13 protein-coding genes are annotated in these 16,598 nt (G+C 71.0%); 3 read left to right on the forward strand and 10 right to left on the reverse strand.

The genetic code is table 11. The annotated features are described in order from the left end of the window. Nucleotides 1-6: 6 nt before the first annotated feature. Nucleotides 7-561: a peroxiredoxin gene (locus ABZY45_RS09500; RefSeq protein ID WP_018100933.1), complete on the reverse strand. Its 555-nt coding sequence runs from the start codon at nt 559-561 to the stop codon at nt 7-9. A 132-nt stretch (nt 562-693) separates the two neighbouring features. Here ABZY45_RS09500 and ABZY45_RS09505 point away from each other — a divergent pair, with 132 nt between their 5' ends. Beyond that, nucleotides 694-1,653 carry a LysR substrate-binding domain-containing protein gene (locus ABZY45_RS09505; protein ID WP_356737812.1) on the forward strand — a complete coding sequence of 320 codons (960 nt, stop codon included), beginning with the start codon at nt 694-696 and terminating at the stop codon, nt 1,651-1,653. 82 nt (nt 1,654-1,735) lie between these two features. Here the strand turns inward: ABZY45_RS09505 and ABZY45_RS09510 are convergent, their stop codons facing one another. The 5 genes from ABZY45_RS09510 to ABZY45_RS09530 form a co-directional block, all read right to left on the reverse strand. After that, nucleotides 1,736-4,075: an FtsX-like permease family protein gene (locus ABZY45_RS09510; protein ID WP_356737814.1), complete on the reverse strand. Its 2,340-nt coding sequence runs from the start codon at nt 4,073-4,075 to the stop codon at nt 1,736-1,738. Continuing rightward, nucleotides 4,072-4,758: an ABC transporter ATP-binding protein gene (locus ABZY45_RS09515; RefSeq protein ID WP_356737816.1), complete on the reverse strand. Its 687-nt coding sequence runs from the start codon at nt 4,756-4,758 to the stop codon at nt 4,072-4,074. The genes ABZY45_RS09510 and ABZY45_RS09515 overlap by 4 nt, the downstream gene beginning before the upstream one ends. Next, nucleotides 4,755-5,279, reverse strand: a complete 525-nt coding sequence (locus ABZY45_RS09520) for a PadR family transcriptional regulator (protein WP_356737818.1) — start codon at nt 5,277-5,279, stop codon at nt 4,755-4,757. Before ABZY45_RS09520 ends, ABZY45_RS09515 begins: the two co-directional genes overlap by 4 nt. A gap of 97 nt (nt 5,280-5,376) precedes the next feature. After that, on the reverse strand, nt 5,377-5,583 hold the full coding sequence (locus ABZY45_RS09525; protein ID WP_356738760.1) for a hypothetical protein: 207 nt from the start codon (nt 5,581-5,583) through the stop codon (nt 5,377-5,379). A gap of 68 nt (nt 5,584-5,651) precedes the next feature. After that, nucleotides 5,652-6,623, reverse strand: coding sequence for an SPFH domain-containing protein (locus ABZY45_RS09530; RefSeq protein ID WP_356737820.1), 972 nt, complete (start codon nt 6,621-6,623; stop codon nt 5,652-5,654). Between the two features lie 222 nt (nt 6,624-6,845). On the opposite strand from ABZY45_RS09530, the gene ABZY45_RS09535 reads away from it, so the two are divergent. Then, a complete protein-coding gene (locus ABZY45_RS09535; RefSeq protein ID WP_356737822.1) occupies nt 6,846-9,053 on the forward strand; it encodes a transglycosylase domain-containing protein in 2,208 nt (735 codons plus the stop codon). A 118-nt stretch (nt 9,054-9,171) separates the two neighbouring features. Here ABZY45_RS09535 and ABZY45_RS09540 read toward each other — a convergent pair whose 3' ends face one another. The 4 genes from ABZY45_RS09540 to ABZY45_RS09555 all read right to left on the reverse strand — a co-directional run bounded on the left by ABZY45_RS09540 (nt 9,172) and on the right by ABZY45_RS09555 (nt 15,571). Beyond that, on the reverse strand, nt 9,172-11,139 hold the full coding sequence (locus tag ABZY45_RS09540; RefSeq protein ID WP_356737824.1) for an ATP-binding SpoIIE family protein phosphatase: 1,968 nt from the start codon (nt 11,137-11,139) through the stop codon (nt 9,172-9,174). Nucleotides 11,140-11,519: 380 nt separating this feature from the next. Then, nucleotides 11,520-12,236 (reverse strand): DUF402 domain-containing protein, encoded by a 717-nt coding sequence (locus ABZY45_RS09545; RefSeq protein ID WP_356737826.1) that lies wholly within the window; start codon nt 12,234-12,236, stop codon nt 11,520-11,522. A 44-nt stretch (nt 12,237-12,280) separates the two neighbouring features. Continuing rightward, nucleotides 12,281-13,684 (reverse strand): class II fumarate hydratase, encoded by a 1,404-nt coding sequence (locus tag ABZY45_RS09550; protein ID WP_356737828.1) that lies wholly within the window; start codon nt 13,682-13,684, stop codon nt 12,281-12,283. A 219-nt stretch (nt 13,685-13,903) separates the two neighbouring features. Further along, nucleotides 13,904-15,571 (reverse strand): fumarate hydratase, encoded by a 1,668-nt coding sequence (locus ABZY45_RS09555; protein WP_356737830.1) that lies wholly within the window; start codon nt 15,569-15,571, stop codon nt 13,904-13,906. Between the two features lie 192 nt (nt 15,572-15,763). Between ABZY45_RS09555 and ABZY45_RS09560 the strand changes: the two genes are divergently transcribed. After that, a complete protein-coding gene (locus ABZY45_RS09560; protein WP_356737832.1) occupies nt 15,764-16,435 on the forward strand; it encodes a DUF1707 domain-containing protein in 672 nt (223 codons plus the stop codon). Nucleotides 16,436-16,598 lie beyond the last annotated feature (163 nt).

Below are 16,598 nucleotides of genomic sequence, written 5' to 3' on the forward strand. Positions count from 1 at the left end.
ATCAGCTCACTCGCCGGAGAGGAGGGCGACCGGGTCGAGGGTGTTCTCGCCCTTGGTCCAGTTGCAGGGGCACAGCTCGTCGGTCTGCAGGGCGTCGAGGACCCGCAGGACCTCCTTGGGGTTACGGCCCACGGAACCGGCGGTCACCATCGTGAACTGGATCTCGTTGTTCTGGTCGACGATGAAGACGGCGCGCTGGGCGAAGCCGTCCTCGCCCTCGATGCCGAGGTCACGCATGAGCTCGTGCTTCGAGTCGGCGAGCATCGGGAAGGGCAGGTCGGTCAGGTCCGGGTGGTCCTTGCGCCAGGCGTGGTGCACGAACTCGGAGTCACCGGAGAAGCCGAGGATCTGCGCGTCGCGGTCGGCGAACTCGTCGTTCAGCTTGCCGAAGGCGGCGATCTCGGTGGGGCACACGAAGGTGAAGTCCTTCGGCCACGCGAAGACGATCTTCCACTGACCCTCGTAGGTCTTGTGGTTGATCTGCTCGAACTCCTTGCCGCTCTCCAGCGACACACAAGCGGTCAGGTCGAACTCGGGGAACTTGTCACCGACAGTGAGCACGCGCACTCCTTGCTGCGTAGGAAATCCCCTTTTGAGGGCGTTCCTGGGGGTTGGACTGCCCCCACCTTGGCACACAGTGCATTGATCACGGAAATAGCTACACTTGGCCCCGATGATCGGAGGTGCCTATCAGTGGCGTATGTAAATCAGGCTATTAGGGTCAAGCAGCCCAGCCTCTCGCAGCTGCGCGCCTTCGTGGCCGTGGCGGAACATCTGCACTTCCGGGACGCGGCGGCAGCAATCGGGATGAGTCAGCCGGCGCTCTCGGGGGCGGTGTCCGCGCTGGAGGTGGCACTCGGTGTCCAGCTCATCGAGCGTACGACGCGCAAGGTGCTGCTCACACCCGCGGGTGAGCGGCTCGCGGTGCGGAGCCGGGCGGTGCTGGAGACGCTCGGCGAGCTGATGGAGGAGGCCGAGGCGGTGCGCGCGCCGTTCACCGGGATACTCAGGCTCGGCGTGATCCCGACCGTCGCGCCGTATCTGCTGCCGGCCGTGCTCAGGCTCGTCCACGAGCGCTATCCCGAGCTGGACCTCCAGGTCCACGAGGAGCAGACCTCCTCGCTGCTGGACGGGCTCGCGGCCGGGCGGCTCGATCTGCTGCTGCTCGCCGTGCCGCTCGGAGTGCCCGGGGTCACGGAACTCCCCCTGTTCGACGAGGACTTCGTGCTCGTCATGGAGAAGGAGCACCGCCTCGCCGGAGCCACCGGCCTGCCGCGCGAGACGCTGCGTGATCTGCCGCTGCTGCTGCTCGACGAGGGGCACTGCCTGCGCGACCAGGCGCTGGACATCTGCCGTGAGGCAGGACGCACCCAGGGCGCCCCGGTGACGACGACCGCCGCCGGGCTCTCCACGCTGGTGCAGCTGGTCGCGGGCGGGCTCGGGGTGACGCTCCTGCCGCGTACGGCGGTGACGGTGGAGACCGGGCGCAACGAGGCGCTGTCCACGGGCTGTTTCACGGACCCCGCGCCCTCACGTCGCGTGGCGCTGGCCGTGCGGACGGGCTCGGCGCGGCACGAGGAGTTCGAGGAGCTGGCGACCGCCCTGCGGGGCGCGCTGGGGACGCTGCCGGTACGGGTGCACACGGAGGGGTGAGCCCACCCGCGCCCGCCCCGCCCTCGCGGGAGAGGCGCACGCGGAGGGTGAGCCCGTACGCCGACGGGCTCACCCCGCGCCCTCACTCGGTGCGCAGCCCGTCCGGGCGCATCATGCGCCACAGCAGGGGGAGCGAGAGCAGGGTCACTGCCACGACGAGGGCCCCTGCCGCACCCGCCAGCGGCAGGAACAGCCACCACCGCGTCACCGTCTTGGCCAGCATCCAGGTCATGAAGGCACCGAGCCCGACACCCCCCGCGATCGCGACCAGGAGGCCGATGACCACGGGGACGGCGGTCTGCCAGAGCACCGACCAGCCGAGAGTGACGCGCCTGGTGCCGAAGGCGACCAGTACCGACAGCAGCCTCTTCCGCTCCCGGAGCTGTTCCAGCTGGGAGACGAGCATCGAGGCGGCGATCAGCAGCAGCGTCGCCGACGCGCCGAACCGCAGGCCCGTCTGCACGCCTGCGTACCGGCGGTCGCGTTCCTTCGAGGCCAGGGTGGCCACCCGCATCCCCGGGTCGATCCTGGCCGCCGTGTTCCGCACGTACTCGGACACGTCCTCCACGCCCTCGTCGACCTTGATCTGCGCGACGGTCAGCGCGCTCGGCAGGATGCGCGGGTCGATGGCCCCGACCGTCGCCATGATGCCCCAGTGCTCCTCACCGGCCGGGTCGCGGCGGGCCGTGACGGTCCGCGCGTCCGCGGGCAAGGTCCAGCGCACCGGCTTCGCGTCAGGCTCCCATTCGAGGGAGGCGTTGAGCTCGATCTCCTCACCCTTGCGCGCCGTCTCGTCGACCCAGTCGCTCATCTCCTTGTCGTCCCCGGGGTGGACGACGAAGACGTCACCCTCCGCGCAGGAGCTGATCTCGGCGAGCTCCTTCAAGGTGGCGCAGTCACCCACGGTCAGGGAGGTGGTGGGCGTGACCTCGTCCTCCCTGTACGTCCCCGGCTTCGTCACGTACGTCTCGACGGTGCCGATGACGCGTTCCACCCCCTTCGTCGCCCGGAACTCCTCGATGGTCCGGGCGGCGGCGTCCCCGGTGACCTGCTCCGAGAAGGTGTGGAACTGGGCGCGCGACGGATCCTGCCCCGTCATCGCCTCGAACTCGTCGCCGACCGCGGCGAACAGCATCTGGAGGGCCACCGCACCGGCCACCGCCACGGTGATGCCGCTGACGGCGCGGGACGCCGCACCGCTGTTCAGCTGGAGCCGGCGGACCGCCAGCTGCCAGGGCAGCGGGCCGCCGCGCAACCTGCCCACACATGCCTCGACGAGCCAGGGCAGGAGCAGGGCGAGTCCGAACAGGACGAGTACGGCGCCGGCTGCGAGCGGGTAGGGATCGACGGTGGTGGACTCCTCCACCCGGCCCGTCAGCCCGAGGACGGCCAGCCCCAGCGCCGGTACCAGCAGCCGCCACCACAGGCGGCGCCTGCGGCTGCCCGCGTTGCGCAGGACCCCCAGCGGTTCGACGGCCACCGAGCGCATGGCGACCAGCGTGACGGCCACGGCGGACAGGGGAACGGCCACGGCGACGAGCGCCACCTGCCAGGCGGCGGGGGTGAGGTCGGACGGGAAGGCGCTGTGGTCCCACACCTCGACGTGGCCGACGAACCTGCGGCCCACGAGGAAGAACACCGCCCCGGCCAGCACGCCCAGCGCGGAGCCGAACAGCGCTTCGCCGGCCGCGATCCGGCGGGTCGCCCGGATGTCGGTACCGACCAGGCGGAGAGCGGCGAGCCTGCGGTCGCGGCGGTCGCCGCCGAACCGTACGGCGGTGCCGATGAAGACCGCGACGGGTGCCAGCAGCACGACGCAGATCATGATGACGAGGACGACCAGGACGGGCGAGAGCGGCTCGCGCCCGCCGGCGTCGCCGTAACCGGCAAGCCGGTGCCCGCCGCCGGCGCGGGTCAGCGAGTCGCTGCCCACGTAGAAGTACAGCTCGTTCGGTGAGCGCAGGCCCGTGTCGGCGATCGTCGAGGTGATCCGGTACGGCAACCGCTCCTTGAGGAGCGCGCCCTCCGGGGAGGACAACAGGTCACGGAGAGCGGGCGAGGCCGCCATCTCACCGGGCGCGGGAAAGGCCGCCACGCCGGGCGGTACGGCCGGATGTGCCCCCTCCGCGCGCATCAGGAATCCTTCGACGGTCCGGCCGCGGTACTCCGTCGTCGCGCCGACCCGCAGGACCGTGCTGTCCGACTTCGGGACGTGGGCGCTGTTCCGCGACACCGAGGCCTCTGTGCGGGCCTGGTCGCGGGCGGAGCGCTGGTCCAGCAGATGCGGCACGGACGCGGCCGTCAGCAGCATCGCCACGCCCAGCCCCACGCCGACCGCGGTGAGCGCGGTCCGCGCCCAGCCCTCCCGGCCTCCCGCGACGGCGAAGCGTATGCCGAGGCCGAGGTCGCGCAGCCACGTCATACGGCGTACTCCGCGTCGAGGCAGCGGCCGTCGCGCACGACGATGTCGCGGTCCGAGTACGCGGCGACGCGTGCCTCGTGCGTGACGAGCACGACGGCGGTGCCGGCGGTGCGGGCGGACTCCGTCAGCAGTTCCATGACCCGCTCGCCGTTGAGGGAGTCCAGCGCCCCCGTCGGCTCGTCGGCGAAGATGACCTTGGGGGAGGCGGCCAGGGCGCGGGCCACGGCCACGCGCTGGCCCTGACCGCCGGACACCTCTCCGGGGCGCCGGCCGGCGCTGCTCCCGACCTCCAGGCGCTCCATCCACTCCAGGGCGGTGCGTTCGGCCTCCTTCCGCCTGACGCCGTCGAGGCGCAGCGGCAGGGCGACGTTCTCCACGCAGGTCAGCTCGGGGACCAGCTGACCGAACTGGAACACGAAGCCGAAGTCGGAGCGGCGCAGGGCGCTGCGCTCGGCGTCGGACATCGAGGACAGCTCGCGCCCGCCGTAGCTGACGGTGCCCGCGTCGGGGGTGACGATTCCGGCCAGGCAGTGCAGCAGGGTCGACTTGCCGGAGCCGGACGGGCCCATCACGGCGACGATCTCGCCCGGGTGCACGGAGAAGGAGGCACCGTCGAGGGCGGGCGTCGAGCCGTAGGTCTTGCGCAGGTTTTGGGCGACCAGGAGGGAGCCGGCGGGAGTCACGGGACGACCACCTCGGCGAGCTTGTCCAGCCGCGCGGCGGTCAGTTCGAGCCACCGCAGGTCGGCTTCGAGGTGGAAGAGGGCGTGGTCGCAGATCAGCTGGTCCGCGAGGTCGCCCTTGCGCTTGCGGTCGGTGAGGACGCGCATCAGGCGCAGATGCTCGGAGCGCTGCGCGTCCAGGAGGCCGGCCGCGCTCCGGCCGGTGAGCAGGGCCAGGACGACCTTCGTGTACAGGGTCGACTGGAGGTACGGCTCGGGCTTCTCCGGCTGTGCGAGCCAGCTGGAGACATCGGTGATGCCCGCGTCGGTGATGGCGTAGCGCTTGCGCTCGGGCCCGCCGTCCGTCTCGACCCCGTCGACCTCGACGAGCCCGTTCTTGAGCAGACGCGACATGGTCGCGTAGACCTGGCCGTAGTGCAGGGGCCGGTCCTGCCCGAACTTCTCGTCGAAGGCGCGCTTGAGGTCGTAGCCGTGGCGGGGACCGGACTCCAGGAGTCCGAGGAGTGTGTGACCGATTGACATGAGGCGCACTGTACATGGTGTGTATACCTGGCGTGTATACGAGTCCCTGAGCCCGCCGGCTCCCGAGGGTTCCCACCCGGGGGCCGGCGGTGCGCAGTCACCCGGTGGGCCCCGGCTGCTCCCCCGGAGGGGACTTCGGCGGCCGGCCCCGGCGGGGGATCGGTGCCGCGCTCCCCGGGAGCCGGCCCGCCTCCGCGAGGGCGCGCCTCAGCAGGAACTCGATCTGCGCGTTCGCGCTGCGCAGCTCGTCCGACGCCCACCGGGCCAGCGCGTCGTGCACCGCCGGATCCAGCCGCAGCAGCATCTGCTTGCGGGTGGGGCCGCGCCGGGCCGGCCGGCCCGCGCCGGCGTCGGGAGGAGTCGCTTCGTCCGTCACTGGTAGAGCGTGCCCGTGTTCAGGACCGGCTGCGCGGCGCGGTCACCGCACAGCACCACCATCAGGTTGCTGACCATCGCCGCCTTGCGCTCGGAGTCGAGCTCGACGATGTCCTGCTCGGCGATCCGGGTCAGCGCCATCTCGACCATGCCCACCGCACCCTCGACGATCTGCTGCCGGGCCGCGACGACCGCGCCCGCCTGCTGCCGCTGGAGCATCGCGGAGGCGATCTCGGGGGCGTACGCGAGGTGGCTGAAGCGGGACTCGATGATCCGTACGCCCGCCGCCTGCACCCGGGCGGTGAGCTCCGCCGCGAGCTTCTCGGTGATCTCCTCGGCGTTGCCCCGCAGCGAGAGGCCGTCCTCCTCGTGGGCGTCGTACGGGTACTCGATCGCGATGTGCCGGACGGCCGCCTCGGTCTGGGTGGCGACGAACTCCAGGAAGTCGTCGACCTCGAAGAGCGCCTGCGCCGTGTCCTCGACCTTCCAGACGACGATCGCGGCCAGTTCGATCGGGTTGCCGTACGCGTCGTTGACCTTCAGGACTGCCGTCTCGTGGTTGCGGACACGGGTGGAGATCTTGCGGCTGGAGGTCAGCGGGTTGATCCACCGCAGGCCGTCCGCGCGGATCGTGCCGACGTACCGGCCGAAGAGCTGGATGACCCGGGCCTCGCCCGGAGCGACCATCTTCACACCGCTCATGCAGAAGAAGGAGGTGACGACCAGGAGCAGGCCCAGGACGAAGAGCGGGATGCCGACGCCGTTGTGCCCGTCGGAGCCGAGCACGCCGCCGACGATGGCCAGGGCCACGCCGACGAGCACCCCGAGGACGGTCAGCAGGAGCCCCAGACCGCCGGGGATGGAATGGGCGGTCGTCTCCCTGACCTGCGGGGCGGGCATCTCGGGTGCGTCCGGGGTCAGGTCTGCGCCGGGGTCGGTGGTGCCGGGAAGGCCGTGCTGTGCGGACATGGGTCCCCCGTTTCGTGCGGCATAGCGCCGCGCTAGCAATGTGATTACACATTAACGGGTTTCGCAACCTTGCGCATCCCTCGCGAGTCGGTTCCTTCAGGACCGGGTGCTGATTCTCACGTCCGGAAAAGACCGGATCGCTTGTCTTTTGTCCAGGCTTTCGGTGTTAGCTGGCAGGTCTGACCGGAGCGGTACGAGCAGAAGAACAGGAGCACCACAGCGATGGGCCGAGCGGATGCGCGACGGGCTGCCAGGAGCGGTGGCATACGCCGGCTCTTCACGTGGCGGAAGATCCTGGGTACGTTCTTCGGCCTCTGCCTGCTCGTCATGGGGGCCTTCGCGGCGCTCTACGTGTACGTCGACGTGCCTGAGGCCAACGCACAGGCCCAGAAGCAGAGCAACGTCTACAAGTACAGCGACGGCACGCTGCTGGCCCGGAGCAACTCCGAGGTCAACCGGGAGATAGTCGACCTCGACGTCGTACCCGAGAGCGTCCAGCACGCCTTCGTCGCCGCCGAGAACAAGTCCTTCTACCGGGACCAGGGCGTCGACCTCAAGGGCACCGCGCGCGGTCTGCTCAACACGCTCTCCGGCAAGGGCAAGCAGGGCGGCTCCACGATCACCCAGCAGTACGTGAAGAACTACTACCTCACGCAGGACCAGACGGTCACCCGCAAGCTCAAGGAGCTGGTGATCTCGCTCAAGGTCGACCAGCGGATGAAGAAGGACGACATCCTCGCCGGGTACCTCAACACGGTGTACTACGGGCGCGGTGCGAGCGGCATCCAGGCGGCGGCTCAGGCCTACTACGGCGTCGACGCCAAGGACCTCGACACCTCCCAGGGCGCCTACCTCGCCGCGCTGCTCCAGGCCCCGAGCCAGTACGACTGGGCGGTCGCCTCCAAGACCGGCAAGAAGCTGGTCAAGGAGCGCTGGGCCTACACGCTGGACAACATGGTCGACGAGGGCTGGCTCGGCCAGGCCGAGCGGGACAAGCTGACCTTCCCCGTCCCGGACTCGCCCAAGGCTGCCCCCGGCATGGACGGCCAGACCGGCTACCTCGTCGAGGCCGCGAACGACGAGATGGAGCGCCAGGGCATCACCGAGGAGATGCGGGAGGCCGGCGGCTGGACGATCACCCTCAACATCGACAAGAAGAAGCAGAAGCAGCTGGAGAAGTCGGTCGACGCCCAGCTGGAGGACCAGCTCGACCGCAAGGCCAGCAAGGTCGACGCGACCGTCCAGGCGGGTGCCACCTCCGTCGACCCCAAGACGGGCAAGGTCGTCGCCCTCTACGGCGGAGTCGGTGCCACCGAGCACTGGATATCCAACGCCACCCGGCAGGACTACCAGCCCGCGTCCACCTTCAAGCCGCTGGTGCTCGCCTCCGCGCTGGAGAACGGGTCGAGGACCCAGGACGGCGACCTGATCGGTCTCGACACCGTGTACGACGGCACCAGCAAACGCCCCGTCGTCGGCAGCGACACCCCGTTCGCCCCGCAGAACGAGGACGACATCAGCTACGACAGCCCCACCGTCCAGACGGCGATGGACAAGTCGATCAACTCCGTCTTCGCGCAGATGGTCGTCGACGTCACCCCGAGCGCGGTGAAGAAGACCGCGCTCGCCCTCGGCGTACCGGACAAGAACTTCCCCGAGCGGCCCGCGATCACGCTCGGCACCATGAACGCCTCGACGTGGGACATGGCCGGGGTCTACGCCACCCTCGACAACCACGGCAAGAAGGTCACCCCGACCATCGTCAAGTCCGCCGTGCACCGTGACCGCACCATGGAGCCCGTCGACGGCACCGGCGGTCAGGTGATCAGCCGGGCGTCCGCCGACACCGTGACGAAGGCGCTGACCGAGGTGGTCGACATCGGCTCCGGCCGAGCGGCGAACACCTCCGCCTACGACGCGGCGGGCAAGACGGGTACGTCGGAGAACAACAAGGCGGCGTGGTTCGCCGGGTACACCCCGGAGCTCACGACGGTCGTCGCCCTGTTCGGTGAGTCCACCAAGGACGGCGGAGGCCAGGTCACGCTGACCGGCACGGCCAATTCCGGCCGCGCCAACGGTGGCGGCTTCCCCGCGAGGATCTGGGCGGACTACACCCTCGGCGCGCTCGGCGGCGGCTCCGACGCGACCTTCGACCTGGAGGGCGTCGAGCGCGGCGAGACGGTGGTGACCGAGAGCCCTTCAACGACCCCCTCCGAGTCCGAGGAGCCCTCCGAGACCCCGTCCGAGGAGCCCGAGACGCCCTCGCAGACGCCGAGCGAGACCCCGAGCGAGGAGTCGCCGCCGGCACAGACGCCGAGCGAGACCCCCTCCGGGACGCCCAGCACGACGCCCAGCAGGACCGATGAGCCCGGTGACGGGGACCAGCCGCCCGGCGAGCGGCCGGGCGCGGAGAATCTGCTGGGTCAGTAGACACACGAGGGGCGGGTGCCGGCCGGCACCCGCCCCTCGCCTGTCCGGCCTCAGCCGCCGCTCGCAGGTCCGGCGTCAGCCGTCCCTCGCTCGTGTGCGGCGTCAGCGGCCGTGCGGATCAGGGGGTGGCCATCTCGAACCAGACCACCTTGCCCGTGGAGAGCCGGGTCGCACCCCACCGCCTCGCCAGCCGGTTCACCAGGAACAGCCCGCGCCCGCCCTCGTCGGTCTCCCGGGCGCGCCGCTGCCTGGGCAGCTGCGGCGAGTCGTCGCCGACCTCGCAGCGCAGGATGTCGGTGCGCAGCAGCCGCAGTGTCACCGGCCGCTCGGCGTAGCGCACCGCGTTGGTGACCACCTCGCTGACCAGCAGCTCCATCTCGTCCGACAGATCGTCCAGACCCCACCGGCTCAGCGCCCTGCGGGCCAGCCTGCGGGCCCGGCCCGGCGCCGCGTCCTCCGGCTCCAGGTACCAGTACGCGACATCGCTGGGCGCGATCCCGTCGAAGCGCGCGGCCAGCAGGGCGATGTCGTCGTCCCGGTCTCCCGGGCCGAGCATGTCCAGCACGTCGTCGCAGAGCGCCTCCAGCGGCGGCGAGTGGTCCGGCCCGGTCAGCTGCGCGGTGGCCGCGAGCCGCTCCCGGAGGATCTCGATGCCCGTCCAGACGTCCCGCATCCGGGACTCCACCAGGCCGTCCGTGTAGAGGAGCAGCGTGGCCCCGGCCGGCGCGTCCAGCTCGACGGCCTCGAAGTCGACCCCGCCGACCCCGATCGGAGCCCCCGGCGGCACCCGGAGCACCTCGGCCCGGCCGCCCAGGTGCAGCAGCACGGGCGGCGGGTGGCCCGCGTTGGCGACGGTGATCCGGTGCGCGACCGGGTCGTACACCGCGTACAGGCAGGTGGCCATGCGGTCACTGCCGAGCCGCTGGGCCTGCTCGTCCAGATGGTGCAGGACCTCCTGCGGCGGCAGGTCGAGGCCGGCCAGCGTCTGCGCGGTGGTGCGCAGCTGGCCCATGATCGCCGCGGACGTCATGGAGTGACCCATCACGTCACCCACGACCAGGGCGACCCGGCTGCCGGGGAGCGGGATCGCGTCGTACCAGTCCCCGCCGACCCGGGCCGTCTCCGCGGCCGGGAGGTAGCGCGACGCCAGGCGTACGCCGGTGGGCTGCGGCAGGGAGTCGGGCAGCATCGTGCGCTGCAACTCGTCGGCGATGTAGGCCTCGCGGCCGTACAGCACGGCCTTGTCGATGCCGAGCGCGGTGTGCGTGGCCAGCTGGGCGGCGACCAGCAGGTCGTTGGCTTCGAAGGGCGGACGGTCCGTGCCCCGCAGGAAGACGGCGGCACCGATCACCCGCCGCCGGCCGCGCAGCGGTGCCAGGATCGCGCGGTGCCCGGTGGGTACGGTCCGGCCCGCCCCCAGCAGCTCGGGCAGGGCGACGCGGGCGGCGGCCGAGTCCCCGAAGACGGGCCGCACCCCGCGCAGCACCTCGGCGAGCGCGCCGCCCGCCCGGATCTCGCACAGGTCGGCGGCCGGCAGCAGCCCGGCCTGAGGGTCCGTGACCAGCGGCCGCAGCCGCTCGCCGTCCGAACCGCTCTCGCTCTCCTCCTCGGGCAGCCGCAGCCTGTCGGTACGCCGCAGCCGCAGCACGAACGGACTCACCGGCCGCTCGTCGCCCACCGGGAGCGGGTCGCGCAGATAGACGAGTATGGCGTCGGAGAACGTGGGCACGCTCGCCCTGCACAGGCCGAGCACGATCTCGTCCAGGTCTATGCCCCGGGCGATCCGGCGGGTCGCGGCGCCCACGAACCGCAGCCGGTCACCCTCGCGGCGGCTGACCGCCTGGGTGTCGGCGCCGGGCGCCGCGGAGTCCGCGGCCGTGCCCGGCGAGGGATTCGGGACCGGCGCGCTGTTCGCGGCAGGATTCACCGCGGCCTCGCCCCCAGCGCCCGGCACCCGGGAGGGGCCGGGGATCGCGGCGGTGGCAGCGGCGCCCGGCGGGGCCTCCTGCTGCCGGGGCCGGGCGCGTTCCTGCGGCCGGGCAGCGAGCGGCTGCCGGCCTTCGTGGGAGGTGGGATGCTCCGTCACGCGTGGGATTCCGTCCGTCCGGGCCGGTTGTATGAGGCAATCACCTTGTGGGGCGCCACTGTGCCCCGGCAAGAGCGCTGAGAACAACGGCTGTCACCGGATGCCCTCGGGAAAGGGGCCGAAACCGTACGGCCGCCGGGCGGCCTCCTACGGCGTCTCCCGGCGGCGGGGCAGCGGAAAGCGAGCACGTCTCCACCCCTCGTAGTGGTTCGTGCGACCGCACGGCCCACCCGGCTTCGTGGCCCGTGTGACTCGTGCGGTGCGTGCGGTGACTGGTGGTCAGGTCCCCGGCCGTTCCGGCCGGTTGCGGTGAAGCGGTCCGGCGAAGCTGTCCATGGAGGCCGATCCTACGTTCGCCCCCCTGGGGTGCATCAAGGGTCTCACGACGGCGTGGGGGCAGGGGCGCGGTCCCAGTCATCCGGCAGCGCGGGCACCTGCCACAGCGGGTCGGGCCTCCAGTGTTCCCAGCCGTCGCTGAACGGCGGGCCCCAGCGCCGGATCACCTCGACGGCCGCCAGGCCCGCCTCACGCACCCGCCCGGCGGTGGCGGCGTCCATCAGCCCGACCCGCTGAGCCTGGGCGAACTCGTCCTCGTCGAGCCACTCCCAGCTGTGGTCGGGACGCACGGAGATGTCGAGGAAGTGGTCCTGCGAGTCAACCCCGCCGGACCAGCGTGACCTGGGCTCCTCCAGGTTGACGTACCAGTTGCGGAAGAGCCAGCCGCGGTCCCAGAACAGCCAGACGGACCAGGGGTCACCCGGCCGGGCGAGCTTGAGCACACCCGAGCCGAACCAGCGCGAGCGCACCGTCGTGCGCGGGCGGGTGTAGCGGGTGGCGAGCGGCTCGGCGTGGACCTGGGTGCCGTCGGCCAGGACCGGCCGCACACACTCCGTGCCGGACGCCATCCAGACGGCCAGCAGCTCGTCGGTGTCCTGGACGACGGTGACGGGGCGGCAGATGTGCACCGAGGGGCCGCCGTCGCCCGGCCTGCCGTTGGCCCGGTAGCGCCAGAGGATCTGGTCCCCCGGTGCCCAGCGCCCGTCGTCACCCGCACCCGCCGGGGTGCCTGCTCCCGTACCCGCTTCCGTCGCTGTCATGAAGAGATCTTAGGGACGTGGCCCCCGGCGCGCCGCCCCGCGCGTCACGGCCGGGTCATACGCAACACGTCGAGGGCCGCGTCGAGCTGTTCCCGCGTCAGGTCGCCGCGCTCCACGTAACCCCCGGCCAGCACGGTCTCCCGGATCGTCGTGCCGTCGGCCAGGGACTTCTTGGCGACCTTCGCCGCTTCCTCGTAGCCGATGTACTTGTTCAGCGGGGTCACCACCGAGGGCGAGGACTCCGCGTACTGCCGCGCCCGCTCCACGTTGGCCGTGATGCCGTCGACCGTGCGGTCGGCGAGCAGCCGGGAGGCGTTGGCGAGCAGCCGCACCGACTCCAGGAGGTTCTTCGCGATCACCGGGAGCATCACGTTGAGCTCGAAGTTGCCCGCGGCCCCGGCGGCGGCGACCGTGGCGTCGTTGCCCGTCACCTGGGCCGCGACCATCAGCACGGCCTCCGGGACGACCGGGTTGACCTTGCCCGGCATGATCGAGGAGCCGGGCTGGAGATCGGGCAGGTTGATCTCGGCCAGCCCCGTGCGCGGCCCCGACGCCATCCAGCGCAGGTCGTTGGAGATCTTGGTGAGCGACACGGCGACGGTACGGAGCTGGCCGGAGGTCTCCACGAGCCCGTCCCTGGCCCCCTGCGCCTCGAAGTGGTCACGGGCCTCCGTGAGCGGGAGCCCCGTGGTGCGGGCGACCTCGGCGATCACGGCGGCCGAGAAGCCGGGCGGCGTGTTGATCCCCGTCCCCACCGCCGTGCCCCCCAACGGGAGTTCGGCGAGGCGGGGGAGCGAGGAGCGCAGCCGCTCCACGCCGTGGCGGATCTGCGCCGCGTAGCCGCCGAACTCCTGGCCCAGGGTGACGGGAGTGGCGTCCATCAGATGCGTACGGCCCGACTTCACGACGTCCGCGAATTCGGCCGATTTCCGCTCCAGGGCGGCGGCCAGGTGTTCGAGCGCCGGGATCAGATCCGCGGTGACGGCCGCGGTCGCGGCGATGTGGATGGAGGAGGGGAACACGTCGTTGGACGACTGGGAGGCGTTCACATGGTCGTTGGGGTGCACCTCGCGCCCCAGCCGCTCGGCGGCGAGCGTGGCCACGACCTCGTTGGTGTTCATGTTCGAGGACGTGCCGGAACCGGTCTGGAACACGTCGACGGGGAAGTGCTCGTCCCAGCGCCCCGCCGCCACCTCTGCCGCGGCCTCCTGGACGGCCTCGGCGATCTCCGGGTCCAGCACCTTCAGCTCGGCGTTGACCTTGGCCGCGGCGGCCTTGATCCGGGCCAGGGCCTCGATGTGGGCCCGCTCGAGCCGTTGCCCTGAGATGGGGAAGTTCTCCACCGCGCGCTGCGTCTGCGCCCGCCACTTGGCGTGCGCGGGCACCCTCACCTCGCCCATCGAGTCGTGCTCGACGCGGTACTTCGTTTCCTCGGCCGATCCGTCCATGGTGTGCAAACCTCCTGATGCAGATGAGCGCGTGGTCCGTTCCCCGTATTCCCCGGGTGTTCCCCGGGGCGCCTTCCGGGCGCCGTCCGCCAGAAAATATCCGCACGCGGGCCGCCGGCCGGACATACGCGGCGGGTCGGGCGCCGCCGGAGGCCCCGGGAACACCGCAGGGGTGCCCCGCCGTGGCGGGGCACCCCTGCGGACACCGCGTCCGGGCGGTCAGCCGAGGCCGGGACCGCGGACCGGGATGCTGGTGAAGGTCGGCGCCGGGGCGGGCTCGGTGAAGAAGTCGTTGCCCTTGTCGTCGACGACGATGAACGCGGGGAAGTCCTCCACCTCGATACGCCAGACCGCCTCCATGCCGAGCTCCTCGTACTCGACGACCTCGACCTTCTTGATGCAGTCCTGGGCCAGACGTGCCGCGGGGCCGCCGATCGAGCCGAGGTAGAAACCGCCGTGCGCGTCGCAGGCGTCGGTGACCTGCTGGGAGCGGTTGCCCTTCGCCAGCATGACCTTGGATCCGCCCGCGGCCTGGAACTGGGCGACGTAGCTGTCCATGCGGCCGGCCGTCGTCGGGCCGAAGGAGCCGGAGGCGTAGCCCTCGGGGGTCTTCGCCGGACCCGCGTAGTACACCGGGTGGTCCTTGAGGTACTGCGGCATTTCCTCGCCCGCGTCCAGCCGCTCCTTGATCTTGGCGTGCGCGATGTCGCGCGCCACGACCAGCGGGCCGGTGAGCGAGAGCCGTGTCTTGACCGGGTACTTGGCCAGCTCGGCCAGGATGTCGTCCATCGGCTGGTTCAGGTCGATCTTCACCACGTCACCGGACTCGTCCAGGTGCTCGTCGGTGGTGTCCGGGAGGAAGCGCGCCGGGTCCTTCTCCAGCTGCTCCAGGAACACGCCCTCGGCGGTGATCTTGGCGGTCGCCTGGCGGTCGGCCGAGCAGGACACGGCGATCGCGACGGGAAGCGAGGCGCCGTGCCGGGGGAGGCGGACGACCCGGACGTCGTGGCAGAAGTACTTGCCGCCGAACTGGGCGCCGATGCCGATCTTCTGGGTCAGCTCGAAGACCTTCTGCTCCAGCTCCTGGTCCCGGAAGCCGTGGCCCGTCGGGGAACCCTCGGAGGGCAGCTCGTCGAGGTAGTGGGCGGAGGCGTACTTCGCGGTCTTCAGCGCGAACTCGGCCGACGTACCGCCGACCACGATCGCCAGGTGGTAGGGCGGGCAGGCCGCCGTACCCAGCGAACGGATCTTCTCCTCCAGGAACTTCATCATGGAGGCCTCGTTCAGGACCGCCTTGGTCTCCTGGTAGAGGAACGACTTGTTCGCCGAGCCGCCGCCCTTCGCCATGAAGAGGAACTTGTACGCGCCGCCGTCGGTCGCGTACAGCTCGATCTGCGCCGGGAGGTTCGAGCCGGTGTTCTTCTCGTCCCACATGGTCAGCGGCGCCATCTGCGAGTAGCGCAGGTTCAGCTTGGTGTAGGCGTCGAAGATGCCGTGCGACAGGGCCTCCTCGTCACCGCCCTCGGTGAGGACGTTCTGCCCGCGCTTGCCCATGACGATGGCCGTGCCGGTGTCCTGGCACATGGGGAGGACCCCCGCGGCGGCGATGTTCGCGTTCTTCAGCAGGTCCAGCGCGACGAACTTGTCGTTGGACGAGGCCTCGGGGTCGTCCACGATGCGGCGCAGCTGCGCCAGGTGAGCGGGGCGCAGATAGTGCGAGATGTCGTGCATGGCCTCGGCCGCGAGGGTGCGCAGAGCCTCCGGAGCCACCTTGAGGAACGTACGGCCGTCGGCCTCGAAGGTCGAGACGCCCTCGGCGGTCACCAGCCGGTACGGCGTGGTGTCCTCTCCCAGGGGGAGCAGATCGGAGTACGCAAACTCTGGCATTACGGCCATTCCTCACTCGGCGACGGCGGCTGACCACCCTTGGGCAGCGCATCCACCAGGGTAGAACCCCTGAGGGCCGCCTGGCCTGTGAGGTAAGGCTCACCCGGCAGGCCCGCCGCTCCCGGCCGGAATCCGGGCAAGTACGCGCGCGGGTACCTGTCGCGATCTATCGCGTTTGAGTAAGCTGGTCCGGTGGACCTCGAGAAGCAGCCCCAGCAGCCCGTCGCTCCGGCCGGTCCCGCGCCCGCCGGAATCCGAGCGTCCGACGCGGACCGGGACCGGATCGCGGACATCCTGCGCGAGGCCATGGCCGAAGGCCGGCTGACCGCCGAGGAGCATGCCGAGCGGGTCGACCTCGTCTACCGGGCCAAGACCGTCGGCGAACTGGAGCCGCTGGTGCGGGACCTGCCGGTGCAGGGCGGCCCCGCCCGCCCCTCCGCCCCGGCCTACGGGTACGACGCCGAGGCCCCGACCGGGCCTGCCGAGAATCTGGTGGCGGTGTTCAGCAGCTCCACCCGCAAGGGGCGTTGGCGGGTCGGCGGTCGCACGAACGCCTTCGCGGTCTTCGGCAGCGTCGAGATCGACCTGACCGAGGCGCTGTTCGGGCAGCGGCTCACGGTCGTCAACGCGACCTCCATCTTCGGCAGCGTCGAGATCAAGGTTCCCGAGAACATCTCGCTGCGCGGCAGCGGTACGGGCATTTTCGGCAATTTCGAAGTCGACACACTGGAATCCGCCGACCCGGAAGCACCGGTGGTCATCGTGAACGGCTACTCCGTTCTCGGCAGCGTCGAGGCAAAACCCAAACGTGGCAAGCTCATTGCCAATCTGCACAAGCAGTTGCGCAAGCACCTCGGCCACTGACGGCGGTCGGCGGGGACGGCGCGAATTTCGGCCAGATTCCGATTCGGCGGCCTTGCGCGGGGCCGAAGGTGACGCCACTCAGTGCATAGGCGTGCGTACAGCGGGTAGGGACAGCTGCATCGTCTCGCGCTCACGAAGCCCAAGCCGTCGTCAGGAGTGGACC

The sequence above is a fragment of the Streptomyces sp. NPDC006516 genome (genome assembly GCF_040611875.1).
Classification (GTDB): Bacteria; Actinomycetota; Actinomycetes; order Streptomycetales; family Streptomycetaceae; genus Streptomyces.